Genomic DNA, 19,127 nt, shown 5'->3' with positions numbered 1-19,127 from the left:
AATCTATTATTCTATTATTGTTTTTCTATACGAAAGCCTACTTCTGAAACCCCTTCTAAAGAATTAACTCCTTCTACTTCTCCTAATTCACGAACAACTTGTTCTATAGTAAACTTATAGCTTCCCTTAACAGGAAAAGCAAGGTCTTCTTTCAATTCTAGTTTGCTCTCCTTTACATCAGAAAAACCATTTCCTAATAACGTCCCATCTGGATTAGCCATTTGGAACTGTAGGGTGTCTATCACGACATCTAAATTAGGTTGATGCATTTTAAAAATAACAAATAAATTACTATAAGGATAGTTCTTATTCACTCTTATATTCAAATAAAGATTATGACGCTGTACTGTATCATGCACGTCATACACAAATGTTTTTACATCTGTTCTATCCCAAGCACCTGAAGTCTTCTGATATTGGTCAAAGACCATATTCGTATCTCTCTGACAAGATACAACAAAGAGCATCACAGCACTTAACACCAATAAATAACTACTAATTCTCTGCATTAGAATTGTCACTATTATTATCTTTTTTAAATCGTTTATTTCTATTTGGGCGGTTGCCTTTATGATGTTGTTTTGCCTTAGCAGTCCCTTCACCATCAGTACCTCCTTCATTAGATCCCTCTACAGGTTTCTTCTTTTCCTTAAAATGAGGTTTGCCCTCTCGCGGCCCCTTATTTTCATTTCTAGGTTCTCTAGGACCTTTCTGTTCTCTAGGCCCTCCTTTTACCTCTTTACGAGTATTTTTTTGTTCTCCCGTATTCTGTTTCTCAAGATTTACACCTTCTCTCTCTTTATTTCCCTCTGCTCTATTCTTGTTTCTATTACGAGATTGTTGCTTATCTCTAGGCTCTCTTTCACCTTGTTTAGGTTGCTTATTATTACGTGCCTCCCCATTAGATGTTTTCTCGCGAGATGTATTAGGTGCCTGAGTTTCTTGTCCCTCTCTAGCCTGCCCATCCTTCTTCTTATTATTTCTAGATGGCTTTTTCTTACGTTTAGGCTGATCAAAACGAGTAACGCTATCTTGTTCAGATGCATTGTTAAAGTCTATCTCCTCGCACTCTACTTCCAGCATATAACTCTCTAGCTCTTGTCCTTTCTGATCTTTTCTATTCAAAGCAAGAATCTCTTTCACCATCTCAGTAGACAGTACATACCAATTTGCAGAATTATTAATATAAGCAAACCACATTTGTCCTTTGAATATATCTATCTTCTGACATATTGCTAATCCTTTTACAGTCATTAGTTTTGTATCAGAATCAGGCATATCTTTTAAGGCTTCTAGATACGTATCTAGCTCAAAGTTTAAACAACATTTCAATTTACCACACTGTCCTGCTAACTTTTGCGGATTAAGTGATAACTGTTGATAACGTGCTGCAGAGGTATTTACACTTCTAAAGTCAGTTAACCAAGTAGAACAACATAATTCACGTCCACAAGACCCCACTCCACCTAGTCGAGCAGCTTCTTGTCTAAACCCAACCTGCTTCATCTCTATACGAATGCTAAACTCTCTGGCAAAGTCTTTAATTAACTGTCGGAAATCTACACGTTCACTCGCTGTATAATAAAAAGTAGCCTTAGAAGCATCACCTTGAAACTCTACATCAGAGATTTTCATCTCTAATTTTAAAGCTATAGCAATCTCACGAGCTCTAACTTTAACGGTCTCTTCTCTATTACGTGCCTCTTGCCAAATATCAATATCTTTTTGAGTTGCTTTTCGGTAGATTTTTAAAACCTCTCCATTAGGATCAGCTTTTTTCTTTTTCATCTGCACTTTCACTAACTCCCCTACTAATGAAACAATACCAATATCATGTCCAGGAGAAGATTCTGTAGCTACGATATCTCCCATAGAGATTGCAATCTCTTTTGGGTATCGATAAAAATCTTTTCTACCATTCTTAAAACGAACCTCTACTATATCATATATTTCGGTGCCATTAGGATAAACCATATTTGACAACCAATCAAAAACTGCTAATTTATTACAGCCGTCTGTTCCGCACGTCCCCTTATTCTGGCATCCCTTCGGGAGCCCACTACTATCTTTTTCTGTTGAACAATTTGTACAAGCCATCTAATAATTTTTATATATTGAATCCCTTTCGGGAATTATTGCATTTATTTACTCGCTGTAAAGATACTATTTTTACATCTCTCTTAAATAATTTTTTATTATACAACTATTTCACATCCTATTTCGCTTAATTATCTTATTTAAAAAAGACTACAGCGCACATCTACACCTTACTTTACATTGTATTTTGACCTTGATTTGTCCTAAAAAAATATCTTTTTAAACATCAGAAATGACAAGATATAAAAAGAAATACAACTTAACATGGTTATCTTATCATTAAAACATTCTTTTAATAACTCTTTATAAAAATTATCATACCTATCTCAATGCATAATTCGATGGCAATTATAATTGTATTCTTGCTAAAAAACCTACTATTAACCAGAATATTGCACGGACTCTACATGTATTCGACAAGGAAATACACTACTTCAATAACTATCAAAATAGGTTGCATATAATTTTCGTAATTTTGGTTACTCAAAATAGTACTAAACTTATGCACTCAACAAATACGATAGGTATATTAGGGGCAATTCCACAAGAAGTAAATGGAATTATCACTCAACTAAGAGATAAAACTGAAAGAAAAATAGGTAATCGCACTTACTATGAAGGTTATATTAATAACCAAAAAGTAGTTATAGTCTACTCTCGCATTGGTAAGGTAGCAGCTGCTGCAACTGTGGCAACACTTTTATTAGAGTTTAAAGTAGATCGTATTGCTTTTATTGGTGTAGCTGGCGGTATTCACCCTAATGTAAAAGTAGGTGATGTAGTCGTAGCAAAGGATTTGGTACAATATGATATGGATGCTTCTCCTCTAAGACCAAAATTTGAAATACCTCTACTAGGTAAAACGTATTTTGAAACTGATACTGATTGGTCAAAAGAGACTTGTAAGCATATAGAGAATATGTTTGGGCTAGAGAATCTACACCAACTAATTACACCATCAGAGTTAGCTAAATTTAATATTACTAAACCTACTGTTCATTATGGCACAATAGCTAGTGGGGATCAATTCTTCTCTACATCTGAACAAAAAAACAATCTTCAGTCACAATTACCAGAAGTATTATGTGTAGAAATGGAAGGAGCTGCAGTAGCTCAGGTTTGTTTTGAGTTTGGAGTACCGTTTATTGTGATACGTACAATCTCCGATAACGCAAATGAAGAGGCAAGCTTTAGCTTTCAATCATTCGTTGAAGAAGTATCTCTGGTTTATGGTCAAGAGATCATCAATAAGATGTTTTAGTCCTATTCTAAAACAATAATTCTAGAATACACTCTAAGTAAAGAACATAAAAAAAGCTCGGCATAGCCGAGCTTTTTTATTTATAAATCAGAATTTAACTACTTAATGAATTTAATATCATCAATATTAACTCTAAGTCTATTTTTTGTACTTCTTACAAAAGAAGCATTTTGTATTTTGATAGATACTTTATCAGTTGCTTTTGCTGCAATATCAAAAGAAGCAGTAATTAACTCACCTCTTTTTCCAACTTTTTTCCCAACTAACTTCCATGTTTTACCAGAATCTATTGAATAAAAGAACTCTACTGCAATCTCTTTGTCTGCGTCAGGATCTTCTTTAAAAGTAGCCCCACCAAATTGGAACTCTACTTTTTTCAAACCTGTAACAACAAACTTTGATTCTAAAAAAGCTTCTGCTTTATCGTTTCCACGAAATCTTATTGATTGTTCTCCTGAAGATTTTAAATCATTAGCGTCCGAATAAACACCACTATCAGAGAAAGACCATTTTCCGATTTCAAAATCTAATTCCTTAGCATCATAACTACTAGCTCTATCTTCCTTAGTAAATTTCTTTTCAAAATTTTCTACAAGTGCTTTTGCTTCTGGTAAGTCACCAGCAGGAACTTCTGGCTCAGTTGTACCTCCATCTCCAGGTGTACCATCCTCAAAACGAATTTCATCAATGATTAAATCATATGCTTGTTCTTTTCCAACCTTAATAGCAAAGAAATTACCAACTCCTGAAGTATTATATCCTGAACCTTCTGGAGCAGAAGTCAAGTCAAGAACAACTTTTACCCATTGTCCTTTAGTGTCGATATTACCTTTATATTCTGGAGTAGTATTATTCCCTAAAGGTGTAGTATTTGCTTTAACAACTCTATGCACAGATAGATTTCCTACATTATAAGCTACATAAGATTTTCCATCAGCTTTATACATAAGTGGTACTAAAGAAGCTCCAGCAGTTCCTTTTACTAAGAAAGATAATTTAGTTGCTCCCGTAGGTACATTCTTAACTTTTTCTAAAGTAAATAAGAAATCATTACCACTAGGAGTAGCTTTAATGCTCATTCCATTAGTATTATTCCATCCCTGTTTTTCAGCTAAAGCAACATGCTTCAATCCATAACTATTCACTACAGATGTAAAGTCCTCCCATTTATCAAAGTTAGCACCAGGGAAAGCAAGATATTTTCCTAACTCTAATTTCATATTAGGATCATCATAACTTCCTTCTTCACTACCTCCAGTATTCCCTTTGAAAGGGTCTTTATCCAATCCTACTAAGTCAACCATAGTACGAGGCACAAATTGATAATCTTTAGAGAATTTAGTCATTACCCCAGTCATAGTACCGCTCTTAGCAGGAACCTTATGATTTTTAAACCCACTAGACTGCTCAGCTACTCTAAAAATAACATTAGCAGTAACACTTTCTTTAGATTCAATTTCTACATTTGTAGCTTTATTTGTAGGAGACACTAAATTATTTTCATCCCAAAATGGTTTGTCCCAGAATTTTTCCTTGAACTGTACATCCGTAATTGTAACTAGTTTACCTAAATAATTATCAGTAATCGCTTCTTTTAAACTAACAACGTGATTATATGTCTTATTAAAGTCATCTCCTGTAATTGTTTTACAAGATCTAAAAATATGCTTAGGTATATTAGTTATTCCTCCAGTATAATTAGTTGCAGGATCATTAATACCAATAGCTAGTACACCATTATCTATCTGAGTAAATAATCCATTCAATCGAATATGAATTACTCTACCTACAGGATAAAGTCCATATGTTCCTCCTCTATTAATTTTTACACGAGCAGCAATACCTCCATCTATTGTTTCGATATATAAATCTTTATAGAAGTTACCTCCTTCATCACTAGAAACAACTACTCCAGAGATAAAATCTTCTGTTGAAGACTCATATGCTTTTTTAGTAGTAGAAGAAAGTTTAAAAATTTCCTCTATCGTTTTATTTGCTTTTATCTGAGGCTCATCACAATGTGTAGCATCAGGTGTCGTAAAATCATCATTTTTAGCACAACCTACAGCAAGAAGGCTGGCAAATGATATATATAAAATTGATTTAAAAATTGTTTTCATTGTTCTAAGAATTAGAAGTTGTAATAAACATTTACAAAGAAATTACGTCCATAAGCGTACCAGTACTTGTTTCCGAAAGTATTATATCCATGACCTTCGTTTACTAGTTGCCCATTATTAATAATTTCTTGCTTATAATTAGCATTTCTTGCTTGTTCAAACCCACCAGTTTTATAATGTCTATTGAATACATTATTAATACTAGCAAAGAAACCAATTAGGTTTCTATTAGGTAATCTCCAAGATTTTCCTCCTGTAATATTAAATACAGTAAAGTCCGCTAACTTCTCTTGTTTAAGCATTCTATCCACATCTGCTTGATTAATATCGGCAAAAGATTGACCTGGATACAACGGTTCAGTAGCAAAGTTATCTGTTCTTCTTAAAGCAGAAACATTCGTATATGCATTATCCATATAGTTAACATTTGCTCCTACCCACCAATAAGCTGGATCTCTATATTCCAGTCCTAAAGACAGTGCTGTCTGAGGTCCATTCGCTACTTTATAATTTTTTAAATAAGATTTACCATAGTCGAAACTCTTAGCTACGTTATCAGAATTTAAACGAAGAGTAGGATCATTTGTGTAAAAAGATTGTCCTATAGCTGCTGCAGCTGTTGCCTTTAATGTTTGAGTTAACTGATATTCAGCTCCAAGCTCTAATCCTATATTACGCTTATTCACTCCTGTTAATATCTCTGATACGAATGTTGAACCATTTCCATTATACAACTCTCCTTCAGCATTCATAACACCTGCTCCATCAGCATAATAGAAATTAACTTGAGTACTATTCTTAATCTCAGATAAGTATCCAGAAACACGAGCTTTTAACTTAGGTGTTCTAACAATATAGCTACCATCAACACTAAATATATCTTCATTCGTTAAGTCTTTAGTAACTAAATTATTTACACGTCCATTAGCAAAAGTATTTCTAATAGATGGTGCTTGATTATAGTACGCAACATTCATATTAAGAGCATGACGCCCAGTAATATGGTAAGTAGCTCCTCCTTTAAATCCGAAGTTATTAAAATCTACTAAACCACCTTTTCCATAAGAATTGTTAGCATAAACACCATTTTTATATTTCCCATCTCTCTCATAAGAAGTATATCCTATCTTCTGTGCTATATAGAAATCAAACTTATCATAATCAAAATTGAACTGTGTAAATACATCTATAATATTTGAATCTACAGTATAGTTGTATCCGAATTTATCACCTTCACCAACTTTACGATTACGATTATTTAAATCACTATGTGCATTATCTCCTTTTTGATATGTATCAATATCTAAATAGTAATCTCCTCCTAATAAATCAACTAACTTTTTATAATAAGATGAATGTACTCTTCTATAATTAAACCCTGCATCTAAAGTAACATGATCAGATAATACAGACTTTAAGTTAGTATTAAAAGAAAATGTTTTATCATCTTGACGGTCTTCATACAATACAATTCTACTACGACTATCAGCATAATTTTGGTTTACTCCATAAATCCATTCCCAATCTAACTGTCCATTCCCTATAAAATAATTAGCAGCTTCTCTTGCACCATCTCTATCTGGAGTCCATTTTCTGATATCATCTCGATCCGTCTTGTTTAAAGCGAAACTTGGCATTCTTTGATAATATGTAGGATCTGGATTTAAATTATCTTGGTATCCTAAACGACTGTTAGCAATATGTCCAAATTGATAAGAAGCAGTTGTCGTTAAGTTATTTAACTCATCTATTTTCCAATAGTGTGTCAATTGGAAGATTGGTTCAGAAACATCTTTATAACGAGAATTTCTTTTATCTCCATTTTGATATCCCCAGTATGAATTGTATTTAAAATCTTTTAAATCAGCTTGCTCATCTGTAATAGGAGAGTTTTTCCCTCTTTTATTTTGAGCATAAATAGCTGTAAAGTTTAAACTGTGATTATCATTAAATTTCTTTTCAACGGCAGCGAATAAAGATAGTGCATCATAATTCGTTCCATCAAAATAACCTTCTTTAGCTCCTCTATAAGATGCAGATAAAGCAAATGCCCATCCATTCTTATCTAAACCAGAAGAGTAAATAACGTAAGGTCTCCAAGTATAGTTCGTATTAGAACCAGAGAAACCAGCTTTAGCACCTTTTCTGATTTGAGATGCTCTTGTAGTGATGTTTTGTGTTCCTAAGATTCCACCAAAAGAGAAATCTGAAGGAGTAGATCCTGAAGAGAAAACTTGGTTACGAGTAGCGTCATTTAGACCTCCCCAGTTCCCCCATTGTGGGCGACCATCATGAACTTTGTTCATCACCACCCCATTGATCATTGTCTTACCATATTCGTTATCAAGTCCACGCAATCTGTAGAATGCAGACCCCCAGTTATAAGCTGCTGCTTGTTGGAAAGGGTCTTTTGTAGCTTGTAACAAACCTGATGAAGTGTCGTTACTAGAGTCATCATCACTTAGGTCATTCTCCGTAAGTGTAATAAGCCCTAAATTTGCAATAGAAGCGAAATCCTCGTCTAAAGAAATTGTACCAAGGTCGATGATGCCATCACCTACCTCTACAGGTAAACGCTTTGTTACATATCCCACATAAGAGATTACAACATCATGGTTACCCGTTTTAACATTTTCTAAAGTGAATCTTCCTTCATTGTCTGTTAAAGAGGAAGTGGTAGTAGCTTGTACTCTTACAGATACCGCATTCATCGGCATCTGAGTGGTACCATCCACAACTTTCCCTTTAATTTCCTGAACTCCTTGTGCATAAGATATAACTACCTGCAACACAAAGAACAAACTAAATAAAAGTTTCTTCATAAATTAAAAATGATTAAAGTGCTATGTTAAGAAACACCGTAAGGTTATTTCTAATACAAAGGTATGTTATTATAATAATATTAGCTATTTTTGTCAAAGAAATAAGACAATTCTTTACTTAAATTAACCTAGTCATGCACATCAAACTTCAAAGAATCATTTTGTTGTTTGCTCTTATCACAATGGGAGCACAAGCACAAGAGAAAAAGTATGAGATTCAAACAATTGCGTTCTACAACTGCGAGAACTTGTTTGATACAATTAGAGACCCTAAAATTTATGATGAAGAGTGGACTCCTACAGGAGCACAAGCTTGGACATCTAAAAAGTACCAAAAGAAAATCCACAATCTTGCGAAAGTTATGTCTCAGATTGGTACGGACGAAAACACTAAAATGCCTGCAGTAATAGGCGTTGCTGAAGTTGAAAATAGAGCAGTTCTAGAAGACTTAGTACGCGACCCACAACTTGCACCTGGAGATTATGGTATAGCGCACTTTGACTCTCCTGACAAGCGTGGTATTGATGTAGGATTGTTATATCAGAAAAAACACTTCTCTGTAACTAATGCGACTCCGCATCCTCTTTATATCTACGATATGAATAAAGTAGACAAACATACAGGAGAAAAAGGTACTCGTATCTACACACGTGATCAGCTGTTAGTAACAGGTCTTTTAGATGGAGAGGAAGTACACTTCATCGTAAATCACTGGCCTTCTAGAGTGGGTGGAGAGAAAAGAAGTAGCCCATTACGTGAAGCTGCTGCTGCATTAAACAAAAAAATCATCGATTCATTATACACTATCAACCCAAATGCGAAAGTAATCACTATGGGAGATATGAATGACGGTCCATACAATAACAGTATGAAAAAAGTACTGAAAACAGCTGGTAAAAAATCTGAACTTACTCCACAAGGTCTTTTTAATCCAATGGAAAAAATGTCAAAAGATGGATTAGGGACATTAGCTTACCGTGATGCATGGGATGTTTTTGACCAAATGGTAATTAGCGAGCCTTATGTTAGAGATGATTACTCATCATGGGCATACTGGAAAGCGAAAATCTATAAAAAACCATTTATGGTTCAACCAACAGGACAATATAAAGGTTATCCTCTTAGAAATACTAATGGAGAACCAGGTTACAGTGACCACTTCCCTGTTTATATCTATCTAATTAGAGAATTAAAATAACATTACTTAATATAAGTATAAAGCCGTTTAAGACATCTTAAACGGCTTTTTTATTGACTCTAACTAACTAACTAACTAACTAACTAACTAACTAACTAACTAACTAACTAACTAACTAACTAACTAACTAACTAACTAACTAACTAACTAACTAACTAACTAACTAACTAACTAACTAACTAACTAACTAACTAACTAACTAACTAACTAACTAACTAACTAACTAACTAACTAACTAACTAACTAACTAACTAACTAACTAACTAACTAACTAACTAACTAACTAACTAACTACATTAAAAGCTTTCTAAGCTCTTTTCCGTCAATCGACAAACAAACAGACAGCACATGTCAAAAAACGTCTTAAATCTATTAATAACACAAAAAAAGGGATACTCAGACGAGTATCCCTTTTCTAAAAGTATAATATTCAGATTAGTTGTTTAATGCCTCAGCACCACCAACAATTTCTAGAATTTCATTTGTAATAGCAGCTTGACGAGCTTTGTTGTAACTTAACGTTAATTCATCACGTAAGTCTTTAGCGTTATCAGTTGCTTTGTGCATTGCAGTCATACGAGCTCCATGTTCAGAAGCTACAGAGTCTGCAACAGCTTTTAATAATTGAGTTTTTAAAGAAAGAGGAATTAATGTATTAATAATCTCTTCTTTAGAAGGCTCATAAATATAGTCGGAACTAGCATTTTCACTAGATTCCACTGGTAACAATGGTAAAAACTGCTCTGTTACTACATCTTGTGTAGCAGCATTTTTGAACTGATTGTAAACGATCTGAATTGAATCATATTTCTCTTCAACGAAAGCTTCCATCATTTGTTCAGCTATAACAGCACAATTTGCAAAATCTACATGATCAAACAAATCACTTCTATTCTCAATTACAGTAAAAGATTTACGTAATATATCGTGACCTTTTTTACCAATTGTCAATAAATCAACATTAACGTCTTTATATTGAGTAGCTTTAAGTGTATTAATTTGTTTAATAATATTCGCATTAAAACCACCACACAAACCTCTGTTTGAAGTAATAACCACAAGAAGAACATTCTTAACCTCTCTAGTTTGAGAATATACTCCTGAATTATCACCCTCTAAAGTTGCGCTAACATTTTGAATCAATTCAGTCAACTTTTCTGAATATGGACGCATAGCCATAATAGTATCAGTAGCTTTTTTAAGCTTAGCTGCAGATACCATCTTCATAGCAGATGTAATCTGCATTGTTGATCCAATTGATGAAATCCTATTACGTATTTCTTTAAGGTTTGCCATTGTAAATTGTATATAAATTTATCTACAAGTGAAGATAATCAACACTTGTAGACAAACATTATTTCTTAATATTTTGCAGAAATTTCTTTAGCTACTTTCTCAAGCACAGCAGTAATTTCGTCTGTGAATTTACCAGCTTTTAACTGATCTAATACATCTCTATGACGAGAGTTTAAAGCATCTAAATAGTCTTTTTCAAACTCTTTTACTTTAGATACTGGTACGCTTCTAAGAAGGTTTTTAGAACCTGCATAGATAATAGCTACCTGATCCTCTACAGTATATGGATCGTTAACAGCTTGTTTTAAGATCTCAACGTTACGTTGTCCTTTAGAGATAACGTTCATTGTAGCAGCATCTAAGTCAGAACCAAACTTAGCGAAAGCTTCTAACTCACGGTATTGAGCTTGGTCAAGTTTTAAAGTACCAGCTACTTTCTTCATTGATTTAATCTGAGCAGAACCTCCAACACGAGATACAGAAATACCAACGTTAATAGCTGGACGAACACCTGAGTTAAATAAATCAGACTCTAAGAATATCTGTCCATCAGTAATCGAAATTACGTTAGTTGGGATATAAGCAGAAACGTCACCAGCTTGAGTTTCGATAATAGGTAAAGCAGTTAATGAACCACCACCTTTAACGAATGGTCTGATAGACTCTGGTAAATCATTCATGTTCTTAGCGATTTCATCATCACCGATAATACGAGCAGCACGCTCTAATAATCTTGAGTGAAGGTAGAAAACGTCTCCAGGATAAGCCTCACGACCTGGTGGACGACGTAAGATTAATGACATCTCACGGTAAGCTACCGCTTGTTTAGATAAATCATCATAGATAATTAATGCAGGACGTCCTGTATCACGGAAGTACTCTCCGATAGCAGCTCCAGCCATTGCAGCATAAACTTGCATTGGAGCTGGATCCGAAGCATTTGCAGCTACGATAATAGTATAGTCCATTGCACCTTTATCTTCTAAAGTTTTAGCAATTCCTGCTACAGTAGAAGCTTTTTGTCCAATAGCTACATATATACAATATACTGGTTGTCCAGCATCGTAAAATTCTTTTTGATTTAAGATAGTATCGATACAAACAGTTGTTTTTCCTGTTTGACGGTCACCAATTACTAACTCACGTTGTCCACGTCCGATTGGAATCATGGCATCAACAGATTTAATACCTGTTTGTAACGGCTCAGTTACTGGTTGACGGTAGATTACCCCAGGAGCTTTACGCTCTAATGGCATCTCATATAAATCACCTTCGATAGCACCTTTACCATCGATTGGAAGACCTAATGTATTAACAACACGTCCTACCATTTTCTCACCTACTTTAAGTGAAGCGATACGACCTGTTCTTTTTACTGTAGATCCTTCTTTAACACCAGTAGGAGCTCCTAACAATACAATACCTACATTATCCTCTTCAAGGTTCTGTACCATTGCTTCTAGTCCATTCTCGAATACAACTAGCTCTCCGTATTCAGCATTTGTTAACCCGTATACACGAGCAACACCATCTCCTACTTCAAGTACTGTTCCTACTTCTTCTAAAGAAGCCTCTGAGCTAAATCCAGATAATTGTTTCTTTAAAATCGCTGATATTTCAGCTGGTTTAATTTCCGCCATTTTTATCTATGTTTATACACGAACATTCGTGCGGTGATTTTTTAATTAGTTAATTCTCTTTTTAAAACTTGTAATTGATTCGCTATTGAAGCATTGTACTGTTTATCTCCCATTTTCAAGATAAATCCCCCTAAGATAGAAGCATCTACTATATTTGAAACAACAATTTGTTTTCCAGGAGCTAAACTTTGAACTTTAGATAAAACTTTACTCTCTAAAGCGGCATCCATTGGAACAGCCGTAGTAACTACAACTCTCTCTATACCTTTCAAAGCTTCGTATTGCTCTTGAAACTGTAAAGCGACCGTACCTAAGATTTCAAATCTATTGTTCGCTTTAAGCACTTTAAACAATTCTTTAGTACTTTGATCAACATTAGCGAATACTTCTAACAAAGCATTTAATTTAATCTCACCACTCACGATAGGATTAGTTAAAAACACTTTTAAGTCTTCACTTTGAGATACTGATTCAGAGATCAAGATCATATCGCTATTAATAGCCTCAGCATTTCCTTTTTGACCAGAAACTTCTAGCATTGCTTTTGCATATCTTGCAGCTGCTCTAGTGCTTACCATAATGATCCTTTTATTAGTTTAATTTAACTTCGTCTAACATCTTCTCAACCAATTTAGATTGAGCCTCAGTGTTAGCTAATTGTTCTTTTAATAATTTCTCAGCAATTTCAATAGAAATAGAAGAAACTTGAGTTTTTAACTCAACGATAGCAGTAGCTCTTTCACTTTCGATAGCAGCTTTTGCTTGAGCAATCATTTTTGCTCCTACAGCTTCACCTTCAGTTTTAGCGTCAGCTAACATTTTTTCTTTAATCTCACGAGCTTCTTTAATTAAAGCATCACGCTCAGCACGAGCTTCTGCTAATAATTTCTCGTTATCAGCTTTTAAATTAGCCATTTCTCTTTTAGCATTTTCAGCAGCTGCTAATGCATCAGCGATACCCTCTTCACGAGCCTCTAAAGCATTTACAATTGGTTTCCATGCAAATTTTCCTAGGATGAATACAATCACCAATAAAATGATGAACTGCCAGAAAAATAATCCAAAACCGAAATCGTTAATTAATTTATCCATTATCTAAAATTATACTTTTTAATACCTATGTTGTTTAATTAAGAAGTTTATCTGCAACCAACCGTTACAGATAAACTCTTTTACTTGTCTTGGATTATTTACCTAAGATTAAAGCACCGAATGCTAAACCTTCCAATAAAGCTCCAATAATGATCATTGCAGTTTGGATTTTTCCAGCAGCTTCTGGTTGACGAGCGATAGCGTCCATTGCAGAAGATCCGATTTTTCCTAATCCGTAACCAGCTCCGATTACGATTAAACCTGCACCAATAATGTTTGGTAATGTCATAGTGATTGATTTATATTAATTAAACAAATTTTATTTTTATTCTAATTTAATTCTATTAATGATGAGCCTCATCATGTTCGTGCTCTGCAACAGCCATTCCGATAAACAATGAAGATAACATTGTAAAGATGAACGCTTGTAAGAACGCTACTAAGATCTCTAATACAACTAAGAACGTTGATAAGAAGAATCCTATCCCTACTGCTCCAGCAGTACCTAAAGCTTCTTTCATCACGAAGATAATAGCGATAAGTCCAAATACTACTGAGTGACCTGCTGTAATGTTAGCGAATAAACGAACCATCAATGAGAATGGCTTAATTAATGCTCCTAATACTTCGATAGGTGCTAACATTAATTTCATTGGTGCTGGTACACCTGGCATCCAGAACATGTGCTTCCAATAATCTTTGTTAGCAGAGAACTGTGTAATTATGAATGTAAAGATTGCCAAACACGCAGTTACCGAAATACTTCCTGTAACGTTGAATCCTAGTGGAGTCAATCCTAATAAGTTCAATAAGAAAATTAAAAAGAATACTGACAGTAAGTATGGCATGAACTTTTTGTATTTGTCCTTTCCGATATTTGGAATAGCCATCTCATCACGAACATAAAGCACCATTGGTTCTAAAGCTCTTGCAAAACCTTTAGGCAAGTTGTTCGGTCCTTTTTTGTATGTCTTAGCCAAGCTTAAGAACATAAGGAAGATTAATACTGTAGTAAATAATAATGAAGCCACATTTTTAGTGATAGAAAAATCTAATGGCTTTTCATTTGTAGGATGATGTTCAGCATCGTACTCGATAGTACCAGCTGCATCAGTTTTGTATATCTTACTGTGATATAACTTGTAGTGTTGTCCATCTTTTTCAACTACTTTGTTACCGTAGTCAAATTCTGATGACATAAATACTTTAAGACCATTGTCTATTAAAATAACTGGCAGTGGAAACCCGTAGTGTTTACCAGTAGCCTCGTCTGAGAAGAATATGAAAGAGTAATCATCTGCTAAGTGGTGCGTGATGTGATCTTGCACTTTTTCAGCTTGTGTTTTCTCTCCTTCTACATGCTCTGTACCTTCTACAGCAGCGATTGTTTCTTCAATTGACTGCTCTGTTTCTTGAATAGATTCTTCAAGCTTCTGAGCATTACTTTGTGCGTACGAAAATACCGACGATGCTGTAAAAATTACAGCTGCTAATAAATTCAGTGATTTCTTCAGAGTCACCATACCTTAACTTCTTGAATATTTATGGTTCTTAAAATTTTGTGCAAAAGTACAATAAATCTTAGACTTTCATACTTTCTTGCGAAACTTTTTTTTATTATCTTTTTGTTAACTAACCTTCTTATTTAAAATACGATATGCAATAAATGCATCCCCGCCTAGATAAATCAAGACAACTAACAGAAAATTATACTTAAATAGTTCATCTACATTCTCGCTGTCTAATCCTTCTCTTACGAATAGGTAACTAGCCAATAATCGAACTGTAATAAAGCCTAAAAACACGTATCCTAAGCTATTAGGCATACTTGTTTTTATTCCTTGCATAGCAAATAACATTCCTATAGAAAAAATAAATTCAAAGCCATAAAAACCCGCTAATGAATAACCTAATTCTACAAATGACTGACCAAAATCAGTATATGTGAAAAGTGCAAAATGAATTGCAAATATAACTGCTAAAACCCCAAAAAGTTTTAAACTTAAACTTACTGTTTCCTTATCCATTAATCTTTATTTAATTGATTTACTTGTTTTATAACTTGGTACAAAGCTAATCCTACTCCAATTAACGTACAAATTTTATTTGCTAATCCGTCAACTAAATTATATTTATCATCTAACCAAGTACCTAACAAGTGAAACAAGTAAATAGTTACCCCCATCTGAATAGGGATATTAATTAAACTTAACCAACGGTTTGGCCCTGAATTTTTTTTCACTCCTACTTATTTTCCTTTCTTACCTGAACCTTGTTCTCCGTTTCCTGCTATAGCCATATCGCATTTCACTTGAATTTTAGCTCCTGGTACAACCGAAAGTCTTCCTACTAATAAGTCTCCCTTTACATCTGCAGTCTCCTTGATATGTAGTAAATCTTTCACCTTCAGAACACCCTCTACTAGGCCCTCTATATCAGCATTTTCACACTCCACATTTCCGATGATTTGGGCTTGAGGCCCTACAACCACTCTTCCTTTTACTTTTAGATTACCGTGTAAGACACCATCTAAACGCAAATCCGTCACTGCTTCAATATCTCCTTTAATTATTGTAGCCTCAATAATTCTATTTGTTTTACCTAAATGATCTATAGACCCGTCATTCTTCGTTTTTTGGAACATAATTTTTACTTTTTTTCTTCAACCTTATTCTGATGGAGCAATATATTTCTCCCAATTTTTCTTTATCTGAACGATTACGTAGTTATCAGTACTTATAGTGACAGCATTACTATCCACACTTCTTGCTGCATAGACTGCATCCTCCTTATTCTTAAATCCATGTAATACAAAGAATTCTCCAACACCGATATACGGGTCTTCAGAATACTTTATTCCCTTACTACTATTAGCAGTTGCAAACTGTATAAATCTACGGCTTATCAACTGATTACTACTCGACTCTTTGTCCTGAACTAGTAACACTACTTTCCAATTATTTGATTCCCCTGTAGAAAATTCTCTAGCTTCTAACATCGGAATCGTTGTCTTTAACAACTCCTCTGCTTCTCTTCCTTCACGAGAAGAGCTATAGGTCAGAGCCACAAAATTCAATGCTTCTTTATATGACTCGATTCCCTTCAATCGACCAATCACATGTGCTTTTAACAACTCCAGTTTACTCACATACCCTTCATCATCGAATCGCTCTAAGGCGCGATCTATAGTTCGCAGTGCATTGTTATAGTCCGTCCCATCAGCATACACCTTATACGCCTGCGCATAAATCTGTTCTGGTGATAAGTCATCGATTTTATCCATTGACATATTCTGCAATAACTTAGCGTATCTAGAATTAGGATATTGACTGATAATTCTATCCTTCATAGCTATAGCTTTTGCCATATCTATTTCTTGATAAATCTTGTAAAGCTTATACATACTTGGTAAGATTAATCTCTCTGTAGGATCAAAGGTCAATAACGTCTCTAATCTCTGACTAGCCAAATCATATTTCTTAAATCGATCTGCATACATAGAGCCCAGTTGGAAATAAGCAAAGTCTCTATCTTTCTTGATAGACGCTATCTCTTTTTCATCTGTTGGAATCTTAGAAATATAGCTATTGATATCATACCTCGTATCATTAAACTGCTCTGTGCTATTATTTTGATTTGCATTCTCAGCTACTTGTTCCTCTGCCGCAGCATTATTCTGCGCTTCTTGTATATCAGCCGCCCATCTCCAGTTATCTACAGAAGGTCTATTCCCCCATTTTCTTCTAAACTCTGTCTTTCCAAAGGCAGCTGCTTGAGTTGAGTAGAAGTAGAATGTAGAACTACCTCCTGTCTGCTGATTATTTGTACCAAAAGCAACATCTATAGCCTCCCCGAAAGTTGCCATATTAAAATAATTCTGATTTCCTCCTCTTTGTTTTTTAAGTGTTGCCTGTAGCTTTCTAAAGTCTTCTTTTCTAAGATCATCTACATACTTCTGAAAATAAGCTATCCGCTGATCATCACTCATCGCTACTAATCGAAGTACACTATCATTGACATGAGCTACTCTTTCATATTTCACCACATCTCTTAATGCATCACGTCTCTTGGCTATTCTAAAGCGCTCCTTAGCCTTAGCAGGCATAATAGACAACACACTGTCATAATACTGACCTGCCAACGCATAACCAGCTTCATTAAAGTAAATTTCGGCTATACTCAAGTAGTTTTTAGACTTTAACTGCTTATCACCTTTACTTAACTTAACAGCTCTTTTTAGCGATTTTAATGCCTCTTTTGTATTGCCACTACCTTCATAGAACAGCCCTACCTGACGATGTAATACATCTAAGTAATCTCTGTTCTCTCTATCTCTAATTAATCTTTTATACTTCTTTAAGAACGCTACCGAATCTTTAGCCTGAGTAGGCTTCAGACCAAACTGCTGCGCATGAGACTGTATCACATAAGATCGAGGGCTCTTTCGATTCATATCGATTACGATACCGAATGCCTCATTCGCTTCCGTCTCCTTGCCTAACTTAGCATATAGCTGTCCAAGGATAAAAGTATAACGTGCATACTCCTCCTTATCCTTAGTGTGTTCTATAGCTATCTTTAGAGGCGGTATAGCAGAAGCATATTCCTCTATATTGATATAAGCCTGAGTAAGCGTAGCATTCGCATCTGCCACCTGTTGCTTCCTTAGTTTATCTTTTTTATCTCGAAGAAATTCATTTAAATTTTTAATTGCAATATCATCATAAGTAAGGCGCACATTAGATTTCTCACGCCAGATGATTGCATCATTTATTAAGCTCCCGTCTGGGTACTTATACAGAATATAATTAAAAGCCTCTAGTGCTGGTACAAAACGTCCGTCATAGTACCTAGCCTGTCCTAACATCAGATAAGCATCATCAATCTGGAAGTTGCGCTCACGCCCTTTTATGTACATAGAGTGTTTCTGAATGGCCTTAGCTGCTTTATCTTCAGCTCGTCTAAATCCTACCTCTCCCTGTTCTTCTTCACCTGTAACATTGGCTCCATCTACTTGCACATTGTCTAGAATAGATCCTTTTTTAGACTCTAGTGACCTACCTCTCTCGAACTCACGTGTAGAGTCTATCTTAATGTCGATACGCTCTACAGGAAGTATCTCCCAAAAGTCATCATAATAATCCTTTTTTAAAGAAATTAAAGCCTCATCATAAGCCAATTCTCCGTTATATAGAATATTATACCGAGTAGTCATCGCGTGATACCCTCTATTCAATAACTTATCTTTCTTTACAGAACAAGCCGCTCCCAAAAGAAGTAAAACTAAAAAAATCAGATATTTAAAACGAGTATTCAACACAATGAGCTTTACTTAAAAACTACAAATTCACTATTTTAGTATATAACAAAACGTAAAAATACATTACTTTTAGTAATACTTCTACAGTATTTTAAAAGTTTTTAAAGTTCTACAGAAACAAAACCTATAAAAGTAATTTACACTACTTATCGCAATATCTCAGTCAATTTATAGCATCCTATAGAAATCTAACCACATATCACTAAAACATTCACAATATCCTATATTTTCTATTATTCTACTTCTTGGGAATCTTAGGCAATAACTATAAACACAAAAC

16 protein-coding genes are annotated in these 19,127 nt (G+C 34.6%); 2 read left to right on the top strand and 14 right to left on the bottom strand.

Annotated features, from left to right (window positions below):
• Positions 1–14: 14 nt before the first annotated feature.
• Positions 15–509, bottom strand: a complete 495-nt coding sequence (locus BK054_RS05850) for a gliding motility lipoprotein GldH (RefSeq protein ID WP_006257826.1) — start codon at positions 507–509, stop codon at positions 15–17.
• Entirely contained in the window at positions 496–2,097 is a 1,602-nt protein-coding gene (gene ricT / locus BK054_RS05845) for a stage 0 sporulation family protein (protein ID WP_006257827.1), read from the bottom strand. Before ricT ends, BK054_RS05850 begins: the two co-directional genes overlap by 14 nt.
• 502 nt (positions 2,098–2,599) lie before the next feature.
• Here ricT and BK054_RS05840 point away from each other — a divergent pair.
• Positions 2,600–3,358 (top strand): 5'-methylthioadenosine/adenosylhomocysteine nucleosidase, encoded by a 759-nt coding sequence (locus BK054_RS05840; protein WP_006262514.1) that lies wholly within the window; start codon positions 2,600–2,602, stop codon positions 3,356–3,358.
• Positions 3,359–3,456: 98 nt separating this feature from the next.
• On the opposite strand, the gene BK054_RS05835 is transcribed toward BK054_RS05840, so the two are convergent.
• The gene (locus BK054_RS05835) at positions 3,457–5,478 is read right to left on the bottom strand and encodes a DUF5689 domain-containing protein (RefSeq protein ID WP_071307057.1); all 2,022 of its coding nucleotides are present in this window, start codon (positions 5,476–5,478) and stop codon (positions 3,457–3,459) included.
• 11 nt (positions 5,479–5,489) lie between these two features.
• A complete protein-coding gene (locus BK054_RS05830; RefSeq protein WP_006257830.1) occupies positions 5,490–8,300 on the bottom strand; it encodes a TonB-dependent receptor in 2,811 nt (936 codons plus the stop codon).
• A gap of 134 nt (positions 8,301–8,434) precedes the next feature.
• On the opposite strand from BK054_RS05830, the gene BK054_RS05825 reads away from it, so the two are divergent.
• A complete protein-coding gene (locus BK054_RS05825) occupies positions 8,435–9,499 on the top strand; it encodes an endonuclease (protein ID WP_006257831.1) in 1,065 nt (354 codons plus the stop codon).
• Positions 9,500–9,934: 435 nt separating this feature from the next.
• On the opposite strand, the gene atpG is transcribed toward BK054_RS05825, so the two are convergent.
• The 10 genes from atpG to BK054_RS05775 form a co-directional block, all read right to left on the bottom strand.
• Positions 9,935–10,795 carry an ATP synthase F1 subunit gamma gene (gene atpG, locus BK054_RS05820; protein ID WP_006257833.1) on the bottom strand — a complete coding sequence of 287 codons (861 nt, stop codon included), beginning with the start codon at positions 10,793–10,795 and terminating at the stop codon, positions 9,935–9,937.
• Between the two features lie 65 nt (positions 10,796–10,860).
• Positions 10,861–12,435: a F0F1 ATP synthase subunit alpha gene (gene atpA / locus BK054_RS05815; RefSeq protein ID WP_006257834.1), complete on the bottom strand. Its 1,575-nt coding sequence runs from the start codon at positions 12,433–12,435 to the stop codon at positions 10,861–10,863.
• A 41-nt stretch (positions 12,436–12,476) separates the two neighbouring features.
• Positions 12,477–13,013, bottom strand: a complete 537-nt coding sequence (atpH, locus tag BK054_RS05810) for an ATP synthase F1 subunit delta (protein ID WP_006257835.1) — start codon at positions 13,011–13,013, stop codon at positions 12,477–12,479.
• Positions 13,014–13,026: 13 nt separating this feature from the next.
• Positions 13,027–13,527, bottom strand: coding sequence for a F0F1 ATP synthase subunit B (locus BK054_RS05805; RefSeq protein ID WP_006257836.1), 501 nt, complete (start codon positions 13,525–13,527; stop codon positions 13,027–13,029).
• A 94-nt stretch (positions 13,528–13,621) separates the two neighbouring features.
• Positions 13,622–13,816, bottom strand: a complete 195-nt coding sequence (atpE, locus tag BK054_RS05800; RefSeq protein ID WP_006257837.1) for an ATP synthase F0 subunit C — start codon at positions 13,814–13,816, stop codon at positions 13,622–13,624.
• Between the two features lie 55 nt (positions 13,817–13,871).
• Positions 13,872–15,050: a F0F1 ATP synthase subunit A gene (atpB, locus tag BK054_RS05795; protein WP_006262511.1), complete on the bottom strand. Its 1,179-nt coding sequence runs from the start codon at positions 15,048–15,050 to the stop codon at positions 13,872–13,874.
• A gap of 105 nt (positions 15,051–15,155) precedes the next feature.
• Entirely contained in the window at positions 15,156–15,554 is a 399-nt protein-coding gene (locus BK054_RS05790) for a hypothetical protein (protein WP_006257839.1), read from the bottom strand.
• Entirely contained in the window at positions 15,554–15,769 is a 216-nt protein-coding gene (locus tag BK054_RS05785; protein WP_006257840.1) for an AtpZ/AtpI family protein, read from the bottom strand. Before BK054_RS05785 ends, BK054_RS05790 begins: the two co-directional genes overlap by 1 nt.
• A gap of 6 nt (positions 15,770–15,775) precedes the next feature.
• Entirely contained in the window at positions 15,776–16,171 is a 396-nt protein-coding gene (locus tag BK054_RS05780) for a polymer-forming cytoskeletal protein (RefSeq protein ID WP_006262510.1), read from the bottom strand.
• A gap of 24 nt (positions 16,172–16,195) precedes the next feature.
• Positions 16,196–18,847, bottom strand: a complete 2,652-nt coding sequence (locus BK054_RS05775) for a tetratricopeptide repeat protein (RefSeq protein ID WP_071307056.1) — start codon at positions 18,845–18,847, stop codon at positions 16,196–16,198.
• Between the last annotated feature and the right edge of the window lie 280 nt (positions 18,848–19,127).

The organism is Myroides sp. ZB35, assembly GCF_001865835.1.
GTDB classification, from domain to species: domain Bacteria; phylum Bacteroidota; class Bacteroidia; order Flavobacteriales; family Flavobacteriaceae; genus Flavobacterium; species Flavobacterium odoratimimum.
The sequence above is the reverse complement of the archived record's forward strand: the minus strand, read 5'-3'. Positions and strand labels throughout refer to the sequence as shown.